Source organism: Thioclava sp. NG1 (assembly GCF_003122275.1).
GTDB classification, from domain to species: Bacteria; Pseudomonadota; Alphaproteobacteria; order Rhodobacterales; family Rhodobacteraceae; genus Thioclava; species Thioclava nitratireducens.
Map to the genome: position 1 here is coordinate 380,560 of NZ_QFBB01000002.1, position 19,738 is coordinate 400,297.

Sequence of the window (19,738 nt, forward strand, 5' to 3'; positions counted from 1 at the left end):
GCGCCCTGCGGGGCGCCTTCTCATTCGTCTTGAACGGTGCGGATCACTCCACGGGGAGTGCCACGAAACGCGGCTCGCCGGCGCGGCGGATCAAGAGCAGGATCGACTTGCGACCGGCCTCTTTCGCTGCCTGCACGCGCTCTTCGAAATCGCCGACCGCGGAGACAGGTTTCTGTCCGACCTCGGTGATCAGGTCACCGACACGCAGGCCCTTCTCGAAGGCCGAGGAAGTCTCGTCGATCTGCTTGATGACGAGGCCGTTCGCTTCTTTGGTCAGGCCCATCTCGGTGCGCAGGTCATCGGTGAGCGGCGTCACGGTCAGGCCGAGCATGTCTTTCTCGACCTCCTGCGGGGCCTGAACGGCTTTCGGGGGCTGCTCGCCCTCGGCGGCCTCACGGCGGCCCAGCGTCACCAGAAGCGTCTTGGTCTCTCCATCGCGAAGCACGGTCACGCGGACTTTCTCGCCCACCGGAGCATCGGCCACGCGGCGCACCAGATCGCGGGTGTTCTTGACCTCGCCGCCATCAAACGAGGTGATCACGTCGCCCGACTGGATACCGGCTTCCTTGGCGGGGCCGTCCGGCACTTCCGAGACCATCGCGCCTTCCGGCTTGGGCAGGCCCATCGCCTCGGCCATGTCGGCGGTGACGTCCTGGATCTTCACGCCTAGCCAGCCGCGCCGAGTCTCGCCGTATTCCTTGAGCTGTTCGACAACCTTCTGGACCACGTTCGACGCCATCGAAAAGCCGATCCCGATCGAGCCGCCATTGGGCGACAGGATCGCGGTGTTCACGCCGACGACCTCACCTTCCATGTCGAAGAGCGGGCCGCCGGAGTTGCCGCGGTTGATCGCCGCATCGGTCTGCAGGTAGTCGTCATAGCTGCCCGAGAGCTCGCGGTTGCGTGCGGAGATGATCCCGGCCGAAGCGGAGAAGCCCTGGCCCAGCGGGTTGCCCATCGCCATCACCCAGTCGCCCACCCGCACGGCGTCGCTGTCGCCGAAGGCCACGAAGGGCAGGGGGGAGTCGCTCTCGACCTTCAGCAGAGCGATGTCGGTTTTCGGGTCGGTGCCTACGAGTTTCGCATCGAGCCGCTTGCCCGAAAAGAACTCGATCTCGATCTCGTCTGCATCTTCGATGACGTGGTTGTTGGTGACGATGTAGCCGTCTTCCGAGATCACGAAGCCCGAGCCGAGCGCGTTCGAGCGGCGCGGTGCGCCCCGCCCGTTCGGGCCATTTGGCCCGTTCGGGTTCGGCAGGCCGAAATCGCGGAACAGATCCTCGAAAGGCGAGCCGGGCGGAAAATTCGGCATGTTGCCGGTCGGTGCGGCCACCGTGGTCGAGGTGGTGATGTTTACCACCGAATTGGACACCTGATCGACAAGTTCTGCAAAGCTTTCGGGGGCGGCGCGGGCATAGGCCGGCGCGGCCAGCGGTGCGAAGGCGAGCGCGACGGCAAGCGTCGCGGCGCTGAATCCGGCGCGCAGAGTCGATCCGGGTCCGGTGAGGAAATTCATGTAGCTCTCCCTTGCTTCGCCGGTCCGGAGGCCGGCGCGATGCTCTCTTTGAGTTGAAATGTAGGAGCAGCGAGGGACGAAGGGAAGTTATTCGCCAAAATTCACGACAGGAAATTGCGTCGCAGGGGGGCGAAGCGGGCGCTCTCTTGCGCCTAAGATGCGGGGAACTGAGCGGTTATCCGAAGACGCGCAGCGCCCAGAGGATCGCCACGCCCGCTGCCAGAGTCGCAAGGCCAAGCGTGCGCCGCTGCCCCGCCGACATGGCGCGCAGCGCGTCCAGCGCCTGCTCGATACGTGAAGGGGCCAGCGCAAGCGCCAGCCCCTCGATCACAAGGACCAGTCCCAGACCGGTCAAAAGCATCGCCATCACTGGCCGACCTGGCTCGCAGATTCGTTGCCCCGGCTTGCACCGGTTTCGGGCCCCGGGTTCTCCCCGATCGAGCGCAGGAAGCGCCCGTAATCGAAGTAGAGGCTGTCGGGCTGCGTCACCAGCGACGAACTCTGCGTCTTCATCGACTGCGCGTAGAATTGCAGCGCGCGGACGAATGCGAAGAACTGGCGATCCTTGCCATACGCATCCGCATAGACCTTGTTGGCCTGCGCATCGGCTTCGCCGCGCACGATCTCGGCCTGCTTCTTGGCCTCGGACGTGACCTCCACCGCGGTACGGTCGGCGGTTGCGCGGATGCGCTGTGCGGCCTCGGCGCCGCGGGCGCGCTCGTCGGCGGCCTCGCGCTCACGCTCTGCCCGCATCCGGCCATAGGTGGAGGCCAGGTTCTGCTCGGGCAGGTCGGTGCGGGTCAGACGCACGTCGATCACGTCGACGCCCAGCGAGAGCGCCTCGCGCCGTGCCAGATCGCGGATCCGGTTCATCAGCGGCGTCCGGTCGTCCGACAGCACCGCCGTCGAGGGGACCGAGCCCAGAACTTCGCGGATCGCGTTGTTCAGGATGCCATCGATGCGGCTCTTGGCGATCTGCTCGCCGCCCCCGCCCACGGCTTCGCGGAATTTCACCGCATCGACAATGCGCCAGCGCGCGAAGGCGTCGACAACGAGACGGCGGTCGTCCTCGGGTGTGACTTCGAGCGGCTGCGTGGTGAGGCTCAGGATGCGGTCGTCATATTTGACGATCGTATCCACGATCGGGATCTTGTAACCGAGACCCGGCTCCGTCTTCACCTGCTGCACCTCACCGAAGCGCAGCACGAGTGCTTTTTCACGCTCGTCCACCACGAAGACCGAGTTCAGCCCGAGGAAGATCAGAACAACGAGAACGGCAATTGCGATAGGTCCGCGCATCAGTTGCTTCCTCCATTGTTGGCGGTCGATTTGGTGGTGCTGGGCGCCGAGCTGTTCGACGTCGAGCTGGAGTTCTTGCGCAACTGGTCGAGCGGCAGGTAGGGCACGACCCCACCGGCACCGTCCTTGGTGTCCACGACAACCTTGTCCACATTTTGCAACAGCTTGCCCATGGTCTCGTAGAACATCCGGCGCTTGGTAACTTCGGGCGCTTTCTCGTATTCCGTCAGGATCGAATTGAAGCGCGCGGCGTCACCTTCGGCTGCGTTCACGATCTGCGCGCGGTAGCCTTCGGCCTCTTCCTTGACTTGAGCGGCCTCACCACGAGCACCTGCCGTCACCTTGTTGGCATAGGCGTCGGCCTCTTTCTCGAGACGGTCCCGCTCCTGCTGCGCGGCCTGCACTTCGCGGAAGCTGTCGATCACCTCGCGCGGCGGATCGGCGCGGTTGAAGTTCACGCGGACGATGTTGATGCCCGCATCGTAGCTGTCGAGCGTCTTTTGCACCGCCGTGCGCAGATCGGCCGCGATCTCGCCACGCGCGGTCGACAGGATCGGCGCGAGGTTCGAGCGCGCGATGATGTCGCGCATCGCGGATTCGGAGACCGCGCGGATCGTGTCCTGCGGATCGCCGAGGTTGAACAGGTATTTCGCCGGATCGCTGATGTTCCAGACCACCTGGAACTCCAGATCGACGATGTTCTGGTCGCCGGTCAGCATGAGGCCGGTATCGTTCGTGCCAGCGCGGCCGGAGCCGATATCAACGGTCTGTTCGCGGGTCACCGGAACCTTGGTGTAGGTGAGGAAGGGCCACGGCGCGAGATTCAGGCCGGGGCCCTTGGTCGCGTGGTAGCGCCCGAACATGAGCTCTACCGAGCGTTCTTCAGGGTTTACCTTGTAGAGCGAGGAGCCGAGCCAAATCGCCACCACGGCCACGAGGCCTATGATCACGGCGATCTTGGTCGGGAAGGGGGGCTTGCCGCCTCCACCGCCATTGGGACGGTTGGGGCGATTGCCGCCGCCCTTGCCGCCCATCAGCACGCGGAGCTGCTCGGAGCCCTTGCGCATGAATTCCTCGATTTCGGGGATCTGGCCGCCCTCACCGGGACGTCGCTGACCGGGGCGTTTGTCTTCGCGGTCGTCATCGCGGTCGTCGCCGCCACCGCCTCCGCCGCCCCAGGGGCCTCCGTTGCTCATATGCTCCTCACCTTTCCGTTATCTTCTCGGACAGTTGGGTATCTTTTCCGTGATTTCAATAATGTCTTACCGGGTTCCGCATGGTCACGAGCTCTTCGCCCATCGTCGGGTGGACCGCGCAGGTCGCGTCGAACTGTTCCTTGGTCGCCCCCATCTTGACGGCGATGCCGACCATCTGGATCAATTCGCCCGCTTCGGGCGCGACGATATGGCAACCCAGCACGCGGCGCGTTTCGCGACACACGATCAGTTTCATCAACACACGCGCGTCGGAGCCCGCAAAGCTCGAGCGCATCGGCCTGAAGCTGGAGACGTAGACCTCGGCATTGCCGCGCTCCTCGGCCTCTTCCTCGGTGATGCCGACGGTGCCGAATTCGGGCTGGGTGAAGACGGCGGAGGCGACCAGTTCGTGGTCCGAGGGCCGGGCGTTCGCGCCGAAGACGGTGTCGGCGAAAGCGTGGCCCTCGCGGATCGCGACCGGGGTCAGGTTGATGCGGTCGGTCACATCGCCCACGGCGAAGATCGAGGGCACGTTGGTCTGCGACCATTGGTCGACCATGACCTCGCCGCGCTCGCCCAGTTCCACGCCTGCTGCTTCGAGGCCGAGCCCCTCGGTGTTCGGCGTGCGACCCGTCGCGTAGAGCACCGCGTCGAACTCGTCCTCGCGCCCGTCGCCGCAGGTCACTTTCAGGCAGTTCTCGGTCTTCTCGATCTCGGTTATGACGACATGGGTGTGAATTTCGATGCCGCTCGCCTGCATCTGGTCGACGATCAGGTCGCGTGCCTCGCCGTCGAAGCCGCGCAGCAACGGCGAGCGGTTGTATTGCGTGACGTGCACGCCCAATCCATTGAGGATGCAGGCGAATTCGCAGGCGATATAACCGCCGCCGACGATCAGGATGCGCTCAGGCAAGGTGTCGAGCTTGAAGATGTCGTTCGAAGTCATCACCAGGTCGCAGCCCGGGAACTCGGGTACGAAGGGCCGTCCGCCGACCGCGACGAGGATGTGCTTGGTGGTGATCTTCGTGCCATCGGCCAGCGTGACCTCATGCGGGCCCGAAACCGTCGCGCGCTGGTCAAAGACCTTCACGCCCGCGTTTTCCTGTCCCCGGCGGTAGATCGCTTCGAGCCGGTCGAGCTCCGCATCCAGCTTGCCGCGGAACCCGGGCCAGTCGAATTGACCTGCATCGGCGCTCCAGCCATAGGCGCGCGCCTCCTCGATGGCCGCCGGCGCGGTGGAGGCGAAGACCATCAGTTTCTTCGGGACGCAGCCGCGAATGACGCAGGTGCCGCCCATCCGGTATTCCTCGGCCAGCGCGACGCGCGCACCGTGACCGGCGGAAATCCGGGCCGCTCGCACCCCGCCCGAGCCGCCGCCGATGACGAAGAGATCATAGTCGAAGCTCATGGGAGGCCTTCCTTCCTTGTGGTCCTTGCGCATTGGCTTAGCGGTCCATGCGCTCAGGAGCAAGGCGGGGGAGGGAGGGTGAGGCGCGCGGAACGGGGATGCGGCGCAGCTTTGCATCCCCGGGCGCGCGCCGCGCGGATCAATCCATGTCGCGGAAGATATTCTCGTCCTCGGCGAACTCGATGGTCTCGTTGGCGACCGTGCCCTCATTGATGTCGCGGATCTCGACCTTGCCGTCGGTGCCGCCGATGATGACCTTGTCGCAGATGTCGATGAAGAGGCCGTTCTCGACGACGCCGGGAATCTGGTTCAGCACCAGCGCCAGCTGACGCGGGTTGCCGATGCGGTTGAGATGCAGATCGACGATATAATTGCCCTCGTCGGTCACGAAGGGCTGCTGACCGTTCAGGCGCAGTGAAGTCTGGCGGCCCATTACATCCATCGAGTCCAGCAGTTCCTCGATCAGCGCGCGGGTGACCTGCCAGCCGAAGGGGACGACCTCGACGGGCAGGGGGAAGGCGCCCAGATGGTTCACTTCCTTGGAGGCGTCGGTGATGACGATCATCTGGTCCGACGCGGTGGCCACGATCTTTTCCTGCAGCAGCGCGCCGCCGCCGCCCTTCACGAGGTTCAGGTCGGGGTCGAATTCGTCTGCCCCGTCGATCGTGATGTCGAGCCATTTCGCCTCGTCGAGGGCCACGACCTTGATGCCGACCTGACGCGCGAGATCGGCGGTGCGGGTCGAGGTCGGAACCCCGATCAGTTGCAGGCCTTCATCGCGAATACGCTCGCCAAGGCAGCGCACCATCCAAGCGGCGGTCGAGCCGGTGCCGAGGCCCACGCGCATCCCGTCTTCGACGAAGTCAACGGCACGGCGGGCGGCGGCGAATTTCGCCTTGTCGATCGGAGAGAGGTCGGCAGCCATTTGGCACTCCATTCATGGGCAGTCTGAGTTGCCGACGCTTATAGGCAATCCGGGGCGTTCAGGCGAGGGCTTTGTCGATCCGTGCTAAGCGCAGGAGGAATTGTCGCATCCCGCCCGCCATCAGCCGCGCGGCATCGGATCGGGAGTCGGTGCCGTGCCTGAACCGCGAAGGCGTGGTCATTGCCGAGCGTCCTTTCGCCCGTCAGGTTGCGCGAAACTCCTCAATGTCGCGTCAACGATGTTGCTTTTGCGCGTGACGGGGTCGTTTTGGGGCTGTTGGTCGGCGGGCGAAACCGGCAGTCTGGGCCCAAATCAGGGCAGGGAGGTCGCATGTTTCTGAGCGTATTCGACATCTTCAAGATCGGCGTCGGGCCGTCCTCGTCGCATACGATGGGGCCGATGGTGGCGGGAGCGCGGTTTCTCGACGCGCTCCGGGCCTCGCCCTTCACCGCGCATGGGGTGCGGGTACGGCTGCACGGCTCGCTCGCCTTTACCGGCAAGGGCCATGCGACGGACCGCGCGGCGATCCTCGGGCTCGCGGGCGTTGTGCCCGAGAGCTACGATAACGATCTGGCCGAGAAATTGCTGGCCGCGAATGCGCGCGATCACCTGTTGAAGCCTGATGGGCTGCCGCCTTTGGCCTTCGACCCCGAGGCCGATCTGATCTTCGACTACGACACGTCGCTGCCCGGCCACGCCAACGGCATGGTGATCGAGGCGCGCGACGCGCAGGGCGACGTGTTGATGCACGAGGTCTATTACTCGATCGGCGGTGGCTTCGTGCGCACAGAAGCCGAACTGGCCGCGGTCGACGATGCGGCCCGCGACGCGCCGAGCCCGGTGCCGTTTCCCTTCAAGACCGCCGAGGAAATGCTGGCGATGGCCCATGCCTCCGGGCTGAGCATCGCGCAGATGAAGCGGCGCAACGAGGCGCGCTTCCGTGGTCCGAAGGAGATCGACGAGGGTCTCTCGAAAATCTGGGTCACGATGCGCGATTGCATGGAGCGCGGATTGACGAGCGAGGGCGAATTGCCAGGCGGGTTGCGGGTCAAGCGCCGTGCCAAGGCGATCCATGAGAGCCTGAAGGCGGATTGGGGCCAGAACCTCGCTCCGCCGCATCAGATCAACGACTGGATCTCGGCCTATGCGATGGCGGTGAACGAGGAAAATGCCGCCGGCGGGCAGGTCGTCACTGCACCTACGAACGGAGCGGCGGGTGTGCTGCCTTCGGTGATCCGCTACTGGCTCGATCATGTGCCTTCCGCATCCTCCGCGAAAATCCCCGATTTCCTGCTGACCGCGGCGGCGGTCGGCGGGCTGATCAAGACCAACGCGTCGATCTCGGGCGCCGAATGCGGCTGTCAGGCCGAAGTCGGATCGGCGGCGGCGATGGCGGCGGCGGGACTGGCCGCCGTGCTGGGAGGCACGCCTGAGCAGATCGAGAACGCGGCCGAAATCGCGCTGGAGCATCACCTCGGGATGACCTGCGATCCGGTAAAGGGGCTGGTGCAGGTGCCCTGTATCGAGCGCAACGGTCTGGGCGCGATCAAAGCGGTGTCGGCGGCTTCGCTGGCGCTGCGCGGGGACGGCACGCATTTCGTGCCGCTGGACGCGGCGATCGAAACGATGCGCCAGACGGGCCGCGACATGCACGAGCATTACAAGGAAACGAGCCTGGGTGGGCTAGCGGTGAACGTGCCGAACTGCTGAGGATGCATTATCCGTGCTGAGGGCCTCGCCCGATCGCGGGTGGGCGCTCACGCGATAGGTGGCGGGTACTTAATCGTGCCATTTCTCCCCAAGACCGAGCGCGCGCAGGTTGCGCGAAAGCGCCCTGGGGGGCGGTCGGGCGCGGCCCGGGGTGGTCGCCCGGGCGGGCCATCACTTCGAGGGAAGCCACCAAAACACGCTCCCCCTTGACTTTTAGCGCCATCACGCGCATTTAGCCCACATCGCCGCGCTGCCGCGTGAGCAAGCCGCGCCCGAGAGAGGCGCACCGGCGATACCTCCCGAGTTCCCATTCACGCAGGGTTCTGACACGCGAGACCGGACCACGCGGGACTAGCCCGCCTGTCCCGAGGTCTGCGTCAACCTGCGCTCCGGACACTCCCGTCCGGGCTGATCGCCGTGCGCATCCCCGCGTGGGAGCCTCGGCCATAAAGGATAGGCATTGTCCGATTTCTCTTCGCTGGGGCTCTCCCCGGCCATTCTCAAGTCGCTCGCACGCGCAAAATTCACCCAGCCGACCCCGATTCAGGAAAAGGCGATTCCGCTGGTTCTTGCGGGCCATGACGTGCTGGGCCTCGCCCAGACCGGCACCGGCAAGACGCTGGCATTCGGCCTGCCGCTCATCGACAAACTGATGGCGCAGCCGGGCAAACCTTCGCCCAAGACCTGCAAGGCGCTGATCCTCGCGCCGACCCGCGAACTGGTGAACCAGATCGCCGACAACCTCTCGGGGCTCGTTCAGGGTACCAAGATGAATGTCGCCACCGTCGTCGGCGGCCAGTCGATCAACCGTCAGATCACCATGATGCATCGCGGCAACGACATTCTCGTCGCGACCCCGGGCCGTCTGATCGACCTTATGGATCGCGGCGCGGTCGACCTGCGCTACACCCGCCATCTGGTGCTCGACGAGGCCGACCAGATGCTCGACCTCGGTTTCATCCACGCGCTTCGCAAGATCGCATCGCGCCTTGGCGCCCCGCGCCAGACGCTGCTGTTCTCGGCCACGATGCCGAAGCAGATGGAGGAGATCTCGCAGGCCTACCTCACCGATCCGAAGCGTGTGCAGGTCTCGCCCCCCGGCAAGGCCGCCGACAAGATCACCCAATCGGTGCACTTCCTCGACAGCAAGGCCGAGAAGGCCCGCAAGCTGCGCGATATTCTCTCGGCCGACATGGGCGCGCTGACGCTCGTCTTCGCCCGCACCAAGCATGGCGCGGAAAAGCTGATGAAGAGCCTCCGCGCAGACGGCTACAACGCGGAATCGATCCACGGCAACAAATCGCAAGGCCAGCGTGACCGCGCGATCAAGGGCTTCCGCGATGGCAAGGTCAACGTGCTGGTCGCGACCGATGTGGCCGCGCGCGGGATCGACATTCCGGGCGTGTCCTATGTCGTGAACTTCGACCTGCCGGACGTGCCGGATGCCTATGTCCACCGTATCGGGCGCACCGCGCGCGCCGGTCGCGAGGGCGAGGCGATTGCCTTCTGCTCGCCGGACGAGGCGGATAACTTCCTGCAGATCGAAAAGCTGATGAAGATCGAGATCCCGACCGCGAGCGGCGAACGCCCGTCCGAGGCCGTGCGCCCCTCCGCGCGCGCAGGTCGTGGCCGCGGTCGCGGCGGTCCGCGCTCCGGCGGCAACAAGGGTCGCGGCGGCAAGCCCCAGGGCAAACCGCAGGGGCAAGGCCAGGGTCAAGCTCAGGCCCAAGCGCGCTCGAAACCGCGCGCGGAAGCCAAGCCCAAGGTCGACGCCGGCGGCAACGCTACGCCGAAGCGGCGTCGCCCGCGTCGGCGCAACGCAGGAGCCGCATGAAATTGACACCGGGCCGCATCGCAAGATGCGGCCCGTTTCAGTTCGACCGTCCGGTCTATGTGAGGCGCGTCCGAACGATCCAACCGAAACGCATCCACTGCCTTCACCTGCATCGCTTCAATGTGATGTCTAACGCCGCGGCGAAGCCGTTTGCAGAAAAATCGAAAACGCCCACTTTCGGAATGGAAACGTAGAAATTCGCCTTCCCGCCTGCCGCCTCGACTCGTTTTAGCGCGTTGATCGCAAGCTTGTCGGTCCGTTCATCCACCCAGGCATATTGTCCGGTCGAACGCAGACGGAATTTGTTCTGCCCGATGGTGATGGTCATTCCGCCAGAGCGCGGCAGCCGTCGGTCGGCATAAACGGACACCTCCGGTTGCCTCCCCGAATGCTTCGTAACCGCGACGTAGAGAAGCGAGCCATTCAGCAGAATGCGCCGATCATTCGCGGTCGCGACCCAGCAGGTCTTGATGGTTCCGTTTCTCTCTTCGAAAACGCTCCACTTCCCGACATTGCCGATGCTATCGGCGGCGTGGGATGGCGAGAGCGCACCGAGAGCAATCAGGGCGGCGCAGGAAAGTACTCTGAGAAGACGGCTCATGCGCGTTCCTCCGACCAACGCAATCTACCTCGCCCCATAAGGGCAAGGTAATGATAGCATAATTTTCGTTAGTTGGGCCGAGTTATGTGCCGGGGCGGCTAACGGGAGAACTGGTGTTCTCGCGGCTTGGAGGCTCACCCCACCTCCGCAAACACCTTCTTCAGCGCCCTCTCCAGCTTCTCGAACATCTCGTCCATCTGCGGCTCGGTCAGGACGAAAGGCGGACACAGCACCACCGATTGCCCGAGCGGTCGGCAGATCAGCCCCTGATCGGTGCAGGCATTGGCGATGCGTTCCGAAACCGAGAGCGACCCGTCGAAAGGCGTCTTGCTCTCGCGGTCCTTCACGGCCTCCAGCGCCCACATATAGCCCACGCCGCGCAATTCTCCGATATTGGGGTTTTGCGCGATCTGGGCGAGGCCCGCCTCCAGTCGCGGGCTCAGGCGGCGGACATTCTCGGCCAGCCCCTCGTTCATCACCACGTCGATCGCTTTTAATGCGATCGCGCAACCGACCGGGTGGCCCGAGGCGGTGAATCCGTGGGGGAATTCCTCGATCGCCTCGGAGGCGGCTTGCAGGCGGGCTGACAGTTCCGGGCCGAGGATCACCGCACCCATCGGGAAGAACCCGGCGGTGAGGTTTTTCGACGAGATTATCGCGTCGGGCTGGAAGTCATAGGTTTCGCAGCCCCATGTGTTGCCGGTGCGCCCGAAGCCGCAGATCACCTCGTCCGAGATCAGCGGGATGTCGTATTTCTTGAGAATCTTCGCGACCGCCTGGAAATAGCCCTTCGGCGGCGTGATCACCCCGCCCGCGCCCATCACCGGCTCCGCGAAGAAGCCCGCGATCGTGTCCGCGCCTTCCTTGATGATCGTCGCTTCCAGCTCGTTCGCGAGGCGCTGGGTGAATTGCTCCTCCGTCTCGCCGGGTTGCCCTTCGCGCCAGTAATGCGGGCAGGTGAGATGCAGAAACCCCGGCAGCGGCAGGCCGAAGACCGAATTATAGGGCTTGCCCGTCATCGAGGCCGAGACCGCCGTGACCCCGTGATAGGCGTTCTTGCGGGTCAGGATCTTGCGCTTCTGCGGCTTGCCCTCGGCGGCGTGCAGGAACCACAGCATCTTGACCATCGTGTCATTCGCCTCGGAGCCGGAATTGGTGTAGAACACCTTGCCGTCGCCGAAAGGCGAGACCTCGATCAGCTTCTCGGACAGCATCACCGTCTGGTCCGACATCCGCCCGAAGAACGCGTGATAGCCCGGGAAGCGCGCATATTGCGCCTGCGCCGCCGCGACCAGCCCGGGATGGTCGAACCCGGCGACCATGTTCCAGAGCCCGGAATTCGCATCGAGATATTTCCGCCCCTCGGTGTCGAAGATGTACGGCCCCTCGCCATGGGTCACGACGACCGCGCCGCGATCGTGGATCGTGGGCAGATCAGTGAAACCGTAGAAGCTATGCGCATCGGCGCGGGCCTGCCAGCTTTGGTCTTTCATCTCGCGACTCCTTCGGGATGGGCGATGGATGGAAGCGAGGCTATCCGCGGCGCGGTCGGCGTCAATGCTCTACGATGTCCCATGGTTGCGCGCGGCTTGCGTACCGGGGCGGGGCAGGGCAGTCTGCGCGGCAAGACTTATCGCCTCCCCGACCACGGAGCCTCCCATGCCCGCCGCCCATCCCCGCATCAGCCTCTGGGCGGTCGAAGTCTTCGTGGCCACGGCAGAGGAAGGCGTGACTACCGCCGCCGCGCGCCGCCTCGGCGTTTCGGCCTCGGCGGTCAGCCAGCAACTCGCAGGTCTGGAAAGCGCTTTGGGCGCGGAGCTTGTGGACCGTTCGGCCCGGCCGTTCGCGCTGACGGCTGCCGGGCGGGCCTTCCTGCCTCATGCCGAGGCGATGTTGGACGAATTGGCGCGGGGCCGCGCCGGGGTGGGCCAAGCCGATCCGGCGGGGCTCACGAGTTTCCGGCTGGGCATGATCGAGGATTTCGAGGCCGAGGTGACGCCGCTCCTGCTGGCGGGGATGGCGGATGAGCTCAGCACCTGCCGGTTCGAGCTGGAAACCGGGCCGAGCCACCGCCTGCTGTCGAAGCTCGAAGCGCGCGGTCTGGATGTCGCCGTCGCCGCCGAGCCGCAGGGCGCCGCGCTCGACGGGATCGAGCTGCATCCGCTTCTGACGGAACCGTTCCTCGCCATCCATCCCGCCGATGCGCCTGCGCAGAGCGATCCGCCGCTGCCGCTGATCCACTATTCCCAGCGCACGCTGATGGGCCGACAGATCGCCACGCATCTCGCGCAAACGGGCAAGGCTCCGCCGCATCAACTGGAACTCGACAGCTACCCAGCGATCCTTGCGCTGGTCGCGGCGGGGCGGGGTTGGACGATCCTCACGCCTTCGGCGGTGCGCCATGCGCCGCGCGCGGGGCTGGCGCTCTCGCCGCTCGACGGGCCGCCTTTGACCCGGCGGATCGTGCTGGCGGCGCGCGACGGGATGATGGCGGATTGGCCTGCGAAAGTGGCGGGCCGACTGCGGACGCTGCTGCAAGAACGCGTGGTCGAACCGGCTCTGGCGGAAGCGCCGTGGCTGGAGGAGACGTTGCGGGTCGAGGCGGGCTAGGGCGGCTCAGCCGATCCCCAAACCGGCCAGCGCGGCGCCGAATTCCTCGCGCGGCAGCATCATCAGTGCCGGGCCGTCCATCACGATCCTCACGGAGCCCGTCGCGCGGTTCGAGGTGCCGACCCGCTCGGCGGGGGTAAAGCCGATCCCGTCGAGCGGCCAATGGAGCCCTTCCGAGCGCGCCTTTACCTCGCCGAAAGGAAACAGTGACACGCGCGTGCCTTCCGCCAGATCGAGCGAGAGCGACGGAGGGCAGCGGAAGATCACCTCCTCCTCAGCAAGCATCACCACCCGATGCGGCGTGCGGATCAGGTCGGTCATCGCGGCCAGCGTGTGATCCAGCCGCATCCCCGTGAAACCGAGCGCGAGGATGAACGGTGCCTCGATCCGTTGCAGGGATTTCGCGAAATCGGTGCTGTCCTGCTCGGCCACCTGATGGACGCGTGGGCCCAGCGATGCCCGTGCCGCATCCGACAGAGAATCCAGATCGCCGATCACCGCTTTCGGGGTCAGGCCCATCGCCAGCGCGCGATCTCCGCCACCATCGGCGGCCACGAGGCAGGGGGCGATTGTCAACGCTTCGTCAACATCCGCCTGTTTGATCGCGCCGGCGCCGAGAAGCGAAACCCCGGTTGACGAATGGACAATACTGCTAATCATGGATTGATTGATGACGATTGTGGCAAAGAAAGACAATCGAGACCGGTAAAAAACCTTTCAAATGCCTTCTTTCGTCCACGCGAAAGAACCAGTTGGACAGGAATGTCGACGCATTGAGGTCCAATAGAAAGCGAGTGGTCCATGGTTGGTGCGAGCAAGATCCTGACCGTATCCTACGGCACCTTTTCGTGCACCTTGGAAGGATTTGACGAGCCTTTCAACACGATGAAGGCGATTGCGGAGTATTTCCGCGATCTGGCCGCCGACGACCGGTATTTCGGCGCAGAGCCGCCCCAACCCGATGCGGAGATGCTTCACCGTATCGCGGAGCGGGAGATTCAGCGCCGGGTCGAGGCAAAAATTCAGGAAAACGGCGTCGTGCTGCGCCAGCAAGACACGCTCTTGGGTGGCGAGGCTGCAGCCGACGAGGCGCCCGCGCCCGCTCAGGAAGAGCCGCTTGTGACGTCGGAAGCGCCGCAAGAAGCCGCGCCTGCCGCCGAAACGCCCGCGCAGCCGGAGGTCGCCGAGACGCCCGAGCCGGTGGCAGCGCCCGAACCGGTCGCAGAGCAGCCCGAAGCCGAGGTTGCGGCGCAGCACGCCGAGCCCGAAGCAGGCTTCGCGCAGCCGGAAACCGTTGCCGCCAAGCTGCAGCGTATCCGCGAAGCCGTCGCCCGTGCTCGCGAGGTTCAGGCCGACAGCTTCTCCGAGGAAGACGAACCCGTTTCCGCCCCCGAGGCGCTTCTGGGGCGCTTCGAGGCTGAACCGTCGAGCGAAGCCGAGGATTTCGGCTACGACCTGGACATCTCCGGCCCGCTGAGCGCCGAGGAAATAGAACCCGAAGCCTCCGAGCCTTCACAGCCCGACGCCGAGATGCCCGAAGAAGACGTGGCAGAAGAAGCGGCAGAGGTCGCGCTCGAACAGGCAGCGGAAGACATCGAAGCGGCTGAAGCCGAAGAGCCCGTCGCCGAGAAGGATGAGGCTGACGCGGACGAAGACGAGGACGAGGAAGCCGACACCGACTTCAACACGAGCGACGATCAGATGCAGCGCCGTCAGGCGACCCGCCGCGCGCGCCGTTCGGCCAAGCGTGCCAAACGCATCGCGGCGCTCAAGGCCGCTGCAGACGAACTCGGCGCGACCGAAGAGACCGACGCCGATCAATCCGAGGACAGCGCCGAGGCGGCCTCGGCAGATGTCACCCTCGACACCGAAACGCCGGTCGACGCACCCGCCACGCCGCGCTTGCGTGCCCGCGTGATCAAGGTGCGCCGCCGCGAAACCATCGAGTCTGCGGAAGCAGCATCGGCCGCTACTGACGAGGGTTCGGAGCAGACCGAAGACGGTGCCACCGCCGAAGTTGCCACCACCGAAGTCCAGGAAGATCAGGCGACCCCGGCCGAGGCGCAGGTCGAAGCCGAGGCCGATGCGGCGCAAGAACAGCCTGAAGTCGCCGCAGAGGCCGAGCAGGAGGTGGAAACCGAGGCAGAGCTGGAAGCAGAAGCGGAGGATGACGACCTCGCCGCGCGACTGGCTGCGGAACTGGGCGACGCCTCGTCGGAGGCAGGCCCGGCGCCGAAGGCAGAGCAGCCACGCGCCCGGGACGATGCCGATCACGGCAGCCGTGTGCCTGGCGGCCTGTCGCCGGAAGCCGAAGCTGATCTCATGCGCGAGCTCGCGGCACTGCAGATGGAGAACCTCTTCACCGGGTCCGAGATCGAGACCGACGACGAGGCTCCGCAAGAGGCCGTCGCGCAGGGCGAAGTGGCCGAAGACGACGCGATGCCGGAAATCGACCTGTCCGAACTGGAAGACGAGTCGGTCGACGCCCCGCTGGTTCTGACGCAGGACGATGCCGAGGCGCCCGAGGCGGAAACGCCTGAGGCACACATGGAGACCGCGTCGCTCGACGCGCAGGACGTGCTGGTTCTGGGCAACACGATCATCGAGGCCGAGGAAGCCGAGGTCGAGGCGATGTCGGAAGATGACGCCATGGCGGAAGCGGAGGAAGATACCCGCGCCGACACGTTCGCTGCCGAGGCATCGGAAGAAACCGAAGCCACCGGGGCCGCAGACGCGGAAGACACGGAAGAGGCGCAGGCCCCGACCGAGCTCGCCGCGCGCGAGGTCGCGTCGCTTTCCGAAAGAGAGACCGACCGCGAGGCGGAGATGGATCGCCTCCTCGCCGAGGCCGACAAGCAGGCCGAAGGTGTCGAGACGCGCCGCCGCTTCTCCGCGATCGCGCATCTCAAGGCCGCCGTGGCTGCGACCGTCGCGGATCGTCTGGCCAAGGGGCAGGACACCGCGAAAGGCGGCGTCGAGGACGAGGACGGGTCCGAGCCATATCGTGCCGACCTGACCCAAGCCGTGCGCCCGCGTCGCCCGGTCAGCTCGGGCGAGACGGGCTCGCGTCGCCCCGAACCGATGCGACCGGCGCCGCTGGTACTGGTCTCGGAACAGCGCGTCGATGCGGAAGAAGAAACCGCCGATGAGCAGCCCGCGCCTCAGCCCGCCGCCGCGATCCGCCCGCGCCGTGTCTCGGCAAGTCAGTTCGCCGCTGGCGGAGCGGACGAGGCCGAAGCCATGCCGATGAACCCCGAGCAGGCGACGAGCTTCGCCGAATTCGCCGAAAGCCTTGGTACGCAGGGTCTCTCCGACCTGCTGGAAGCCGCTGCGGCCTATACCTCGGCCGTCGAAGGGCGTCCGCATTTCTCGCCGCCGCAGATCATGCGCAAGCTGTCATTCATGGACGATGCAGTTGATGTGCCGCGCGAGGAGCGGATGCGTGTCTTCGGGCGTCTGCTGCGTCAGGGCAAGATCACCAAGGTGAAGCGCGGCCAATACGCGATTACCGAAGCCTCGCGCTACTGGGACGAGGCGAAGATGGCCTCGGGGCAGTAACCCCGGCGAAAGATCAGAAAAGGGCGGTCCTTCGGGGCCGCCCTTTCTTATTGGATCAATAGAGCCGTGCGCGCAGGCATTGTATCAGCACGCGCGCGCCGGGGGCGATCAGCTCGTCGGGAAAGTCGTAATCGGGATTGTGCAGGGCCGGGCGGTCGCCTGCGCCCAGAAGCGCCATCGCCGCGGGTCCGTGATCGGCAAAACGACCGAAATCCTCGGAGGCGCGCATCGGTAGATCGGTCTCGGTGGTCTCGATCCCCTCGGCCTGAAGCGCCCCCCGCAGGATGCCATTCGCTTCGGGGGCGTTTTCGCAATGGCGAAAGATATCATGATAGGTGATCTCGCGCTCCAGCCCGAGCGCATCGGCGGCGTCACGCACCATCGCCTCGGCCTTGTCGACGAGCCCCGCCATCCCCGCATCGCGCTGGGTGCGCAGGGTCGCCCAAAGCTCTGCTGCGCCGGGGGCGACGCCGAAGGCAGGCTCACCGAGCCGCGCATGGGTGACGCTGACGCGCGCGAAATCGGGATCGCTTTGGTGCAACGCGTTGCCGAGCGCCGTTAGATCGGTCAGCAGCCTGGCCAGCGCCGGGGCAGGGGAGCGACCGCTTTCTGGTAACGAAGCATGAGCGGTCCAGCCGGTGAGCGTGATCTTCATGCCGCGCGAGGCGCAGTTCATTACCCCGTCCTGCAGCGCCGCCGTTCCGAGAGGGACGCCCGGCATGTTGTGCAAGGCGAAGGACAGGTCGGGCGCTATCTCGACAAAGCGCGGATCGGCAATCACGGCTGCAGCCCCTGCGCCGGTCTCTTCGGCCGGTTGGAACAGCAAGACCGCGCGGCCACGGGCGGGACGGTTGCGCGACAGCCAGCGTGCGACTCCCGCGAGAATCGCCATATGCCCGTCATGGCCGCACAGATGCCCTTTGCCGGGAAAGTTGGAGCGGTAGGGCGGGGCGCCGGTCTCATGGATCGGCAGCGCGTCCAGTTCGCAGCGCAACAGGATTGTGGGTCCGGGCTCCGCGCCGTCGTAGATTGCGGCGACCCCGTGCCCGCCAAGCTCGGTCAGCGTCCGGTCGGGTGCGGTTGGCAGCAGCATCGCGACGACCCGCGCGGCGGTGTCGCGTTCCTCGCCCGAAAGCTCGGGATCCTGATGCAGACGGTGCCGCCACGCGGTCAATTCCGTGATGTCGGAATTGGTTAGGCTGTCGGGCGGGAGGGGGAAAGGCGCGCTGGTCATGAGACTAACCTGCCCGTTTTCCGGCGCGCCCGCCAGAGGGTGTCACTCGCGCGGTGGATCATCCGGATCGTCCTTGCCGACACCTTTGAAGATCGGCTTGAGCGGCGCGATCCAAAGCACGCCGAGCACGACATAGACGCAGAACTCCGCCCAGATCGGCAGCCGCCCCCAGCGCGCGCCCGCCCAGTTCACCACCGTGACGGCGACGACGACATAGGCGGGCAACCCCACGACGAGGGCCAGAAGCGAGAGGCGGCGACGGGCCTTGTAGCTCAGCGCCATCGGATCAATCCGCGAAGGGGTCGGTCACGAGGATCGTGTCGTCGCGCTCGGGCGAGGTCGAAAGCATCGCGACCGGGCAGTCGATCAGTTCCTCGATCCGGCGAACATATTTGATCGCGGCGGCCGGAAGATCGGCCCAGCTGCGCGCGCCTTCGGTCGATTCGGCCCAGCCTTCGATCTCTTCATAGACGGGGATGCAGCGCTTTTGCTCTTCCGCGGCGGTTGGCAGATAGTCGAGCTTCTCGCCATCGAGTTCGTAGCCGGTGCAGATTTTGATCGTTTCGAACCCGTCGAGCACGTCGAGCTTGGTCAGCGCGATGCCGTTCACGCCCGAGATCGCGCAGGTCTGACGCACCAGGGCCGCGTCGAACCAGCCGCAGCGACGCTTGCGGCCCGTGACGGTGCCGAATTCATGGCCGCGCGTGCCGAGGCGGTTGCCGTCCTCGTCGTCCAGCTCGGTCGGGAAGGGGCCTTCGCCTACACGGGTGGTGTAGGCCTTGACGATCCCGAGCACGAAATCGATCGCGCCCGGACCCATGCCGGTGCCGGCCGCAGCCTGACCTGCGACCACGTTCGACGAAGTCACGAAGGGGTAAGTGCCGAAGTCGATATCCAGCAGCGAGCCCTGGGCGCCTTCGAAGAGGATACGCTTGCCCTGCTTGCGCTGCTCGTTGAGCACTTTCCAGACGGGGGCCGCGTATTTAAGGATCTCGGGGGCGACTTCCTTGAGCTTGGCGATCAGCGCGTCGCGGTCGATCGCTTCGATACCGAGCCCCTTGCGCAACGGATCGTGGTGCTGCAGCGCGCGGTCGACGCGGGCCTCCAGCGTCGCGTCATCGGCGAGATCGGCCACGCGGACCGAACGGCGACCCACCTTGTCTTCGTAGGCCGGGCCGATACCGCGGCCGGTGGTGCCGATCTTGGTGCCTTTCGAGGCCGCTTCCTCGCGGGCGCGGTCGAGCTCGCCGTGAATCGGCAGGATCAGCGGGGTGTTCTCCGCGATCATCAGCGTCTCGGGGGTGATCTCCACCCCCTGGTCGCGGATCTTCTCGATCTCGGCGAGCAGGTGGAACGGGTCGAGCACGACGCCGTTGCCGATCACCGAGAGTTTGCCGCCCCGCACCACGCCCGAAGGCAGTGCGTTGAGCTTGTATACCTTGCCGTCGATCACGAGCGTATGGCCCGCGTTATGACCGCCCTGAAACCGCGCGATCACGTCCGCGCGCTCGCTGAGCCAGTCCACGATCTTGCCTTTCCCCTCGTCACCCCATTGGGCGCCGACGACGACGACATTGGCCATTGCTCTCTCCTTGGCAGGTGTAAAACCGCGCGAGGTATAGCGGCTGAGCGCGCGGGGCGAAAGACCGCATTTGCGAGAGGCGATCGCTCTATCCATACGCCGCGCGCAGGCGGGCAGCGCAGGAGCCTCCGGCGGGGATATTTGGGCCAATACGAAAGTCAAAGCGCGCGTGTAGGCCGGGCGTGGGCCGATTTGACCCCGCGAAAGCCGAAAATCCGCCTATGCGGCCTTGCGCCCTCAGCCTCATCCGCCTAGATAGGCGCGT

The 19,738-nt window shown here is 65.6% G+C and carries 17 protein-coding genes; 4 read left to right on the plus strand and 13 right to left on the minus strand.

Annotation, left to right across the window (positions count from 1 at the left end; translation table 11 throughout):
• Nucleotides 1-43 precede the first annotated feature (43 nt).
• The 7 genes from DEM26_RS04945 to DEM26_RS20795 form a co-directional block, all read right to left on the minus strand.
• The gene (locus DEM26_RS04945; protein ID WP_077701157.1) at nucleotides 44-1,516 is read right to left on the minus strand and encodes a DegQ family serine endoprotease; all 1,473 of its coding nucleotides are present in this window, start codon (nucleotides 1,514-1,516) and stop codon (nucleotides 44-46) included.
• 175 nt (nucleotides 1,517-1,691) lie between these two features.
• Nucleotides 1,692-1,883, minus strand: a complete 192-nt coding sequence (locus DEM26_RS04950) for a DUF2065 family protein (protein ID WP_075776108.1) — start codon at nucleotides 1,881-1,883, stop codon at nucleotides 1,692-1,694.
• Complete coding sequence (gene hflC / locus DEM26_RS04955) at nucleotides 1,883-2,818, minus strand: protease modulator HflC (RefSeq protein ID WP_199224634.1); 936 nt, start codon at nucleotides 2,816-2,818, stop codon at nucleotides 1,883-1,885. The genes DEM26_RS04950 and hflC overlap by 1 nt, the downstream gene beginning before the upstream one ends.
• Entirely contained in the window at nucleotides 2,815-4,011 is a 1,197-nt protein-coding gene (hflK, locus tag DEM26_RS04960) for an FtsH protease activity modulator HflK (protein ID WP_075776107.1), read from the minus strand. The genes hflC and hflK overlap by 4 nt, the downstream gene beginning before the upstream one ends.
• Before the next feature lie 55 nt (nucleotides 4,012-4,066).
• Nucleotides 4,067-5,419: a glutathione-disulfide reductase gene (gene gor, locus DEM26_RS04965; RefSeq protein WP_109171845.1), complete on the minus strand. Its 1,353-nt coding sequence runs from the start codon at nucleotides 5,417-5,419 to the stop codon at nucleotides 4,067-4,069.
• Between the two features lie 139 nt (nucleotides 5,420-5,558).
• Nucleotides 5,559-6,344 carry a ribose-5-phosphate isomerase RpiA gene (rpiA, locus tag DEM26_RS04970; protein ID WP_075776105.1) on the minus strand — a complete coding sequence of 262 codons (786 nt, stop codon included), beginning with the start codon at nucleotides 6,342-6,344 and terminating at the stop codon, nucleotides 5,559-5,561.
• Nucleotides 6,345-6,402: 58 nt separating this feature from the next.
• Nucleotides 6,403-6,525, minus strand: a complete 123-nt coding sequence (locus tag DEM26_RS20795) for a hypothetical protein (protein WP_255415015.1) — start codon at nucleotides 6,523-6,525, stop codon at nucleotides 6,403-6,405.
• Between the two features lie 149 nt (nucleotides 6,526-6,674).
• Here DEM26_RS20795 and DEM26_RS04975 point away from each other — a divergent pair, with 149 nt between their 5' ends.
• Together DEM26_RS04975 and DEM26_RS04980 are read left to right on the plus strand one after the other, a co-directional pair.
• Entirely contained in the window at nucleotides 6,675-8,054 is a 1,380-nt protein-coding gene (locus DEM26_RS04975) for an L-serine ammonia-lyase (protein ID WP_088719032.1), read from the plus strand.
• A gap of 460 nt (nucleotides 8,055-8,514) precedes the next feature.
• A complete protein-coding gene (locus DEM26_RS04980; RefSeq protein WP_109171846.1) occupies nucleotides 8,515-9,888 on the plus strand; it encodes a DEAD/DEAH box helicase in 1,374 nt (457 codons plus the stop codon).
• Between the two features lie 103 nt (nucleotides 9,889-9,991).
• On the opposite strand, the gene DEM26_RS04985 is transcribed toward DEM26_RS04980, so the two are convergent.
• Together DEM26_RS04985 and DEM26_RS04990 are read right to left on the minus strand one after the other, a co-directional pair.
• Nucleotides 9,992-10,489: a hypothetical protein gene (locus tag DEM26_RS04985; RefSeq protein ID WP_109171847.1), complete on the minus strand. Its 498-nt coding sequence runs from the start codon at nucleotides 10,487-10,489 to the stop codon at nucleotides 9,992-9,994.
• Nucleotides 10,490-10,623: 134 nt separating this feature from the next.
• Nucleotides 10,624-11,982, minus strand: coding sequence for an aminotransferase (locus tag DEM26_RS04990; protein ID WP_109171848.1), 1,359 nt, complete (start codon nucleotides 11,980-11,982; stop codon nucleotides 10,624-10,626).
• Between the two features lie 166 nt (nucleotides 11,983-12,148).
• Between DEM26_RS04990 and DEM26_RS04995 the strand changes: the two genes are divergently transcribed.
• Nucleotides 12,149-13,099 carry a LysR family transcriptional regulator gene (locus DEM26_RS04995; protein WP_109171849.1) on the plus strand — a complete coding sequence of 317 codons (951 nt, stop codon included), beginning with the start codon at nucleotides 12,149-12,151 and terminating at the stop codon, nucleotides 13,097-13,099.
• Between the two features lie 6 nt (nucleotides 13,100-13,105).
• On the opposite strand, the gene DEM26_RS05000 is transcribed toward DEM26_RS04995, so the two are convergent.
• Nucleotides 13,106-13,759: a thiamine diphosphokinase gene (locus tag DEM26_RS05000; RefSeq protein ID WP_109171916.1), complete on the minus strand. Its 654-nt coding sequence runs from the start codon at nucleotides 13,757-13,759 to the stop codon at nucleotides 13,106-13,108.
• Between the two features lie 141 nt (nucleotides 13,760-13,900).
• Between DEM26_RS05000 and DEM26_RS05005 the strand changes: the two genes are divergently transcribed.
• Nucleotides 13,901-16,657, plus strand: a complete 2,757-nt coding sequence (locus tag DEM26_RS05005; protein WP_109171850.1) for a hypothetical protein — start codon at nucleotides 13,901-13,903, stop codon at nucleotides 16,655-16,657.
• 55 nt (nucleotides 16,658-16,712) lie between these two features.
• Here the strand turns inward: DEM26_RS05005 and DEM26_RS05010 are convergent, their stop codons facing one another.
• Genes DEM26_RS05010 through DEM26_RS05020 form a run of 3 tightly spaced genes read right to left on the minus strand, consistent with a single transcriptional unit; the run spans nucleotide 16,713 to nucleotide 19,473 of the window.
• Nucleotides 16,713-17,891, minus strand: coding sequence for an amidohydrolase (locus tag DEM26_RS05010; protein ID WP_109171851.1), 1,179 nt, complete (start codon nucleotides 17,889-17,891; stop codon nucleotides 16,713-16,715).
• A 42-nt stretch (nucleotides 17,892-17,933) separates the two neighbouring features.
• Nucleotides 17,934-18,173, minus strand: a complete 240-nt coding sequence (locus tag DEM26_RS05015; protein ID WP_075776097.1) for a DUF2842 domain-containing protein — start codon at nucleotides 18,171-18,173, stop codon at nucleotides 17,934-17,936.
• 4 nt (nucleotides 18,174-18,177) lie between these two features.
• On the minus strand, nucleotides 18,178-19,473 hold the full coding sequence (locus DEM26_RS05020) for an adenylosuccinate synthase (protein WP_075776096.1): 1,296 nt from the start codon (nucleotides 19,471-19,473) through the stop codon (nucleotides 18,178-18,180).
• Between the last annotated feature and the right edge of the window lie 265 nt (nucleotides 19,474-19,738).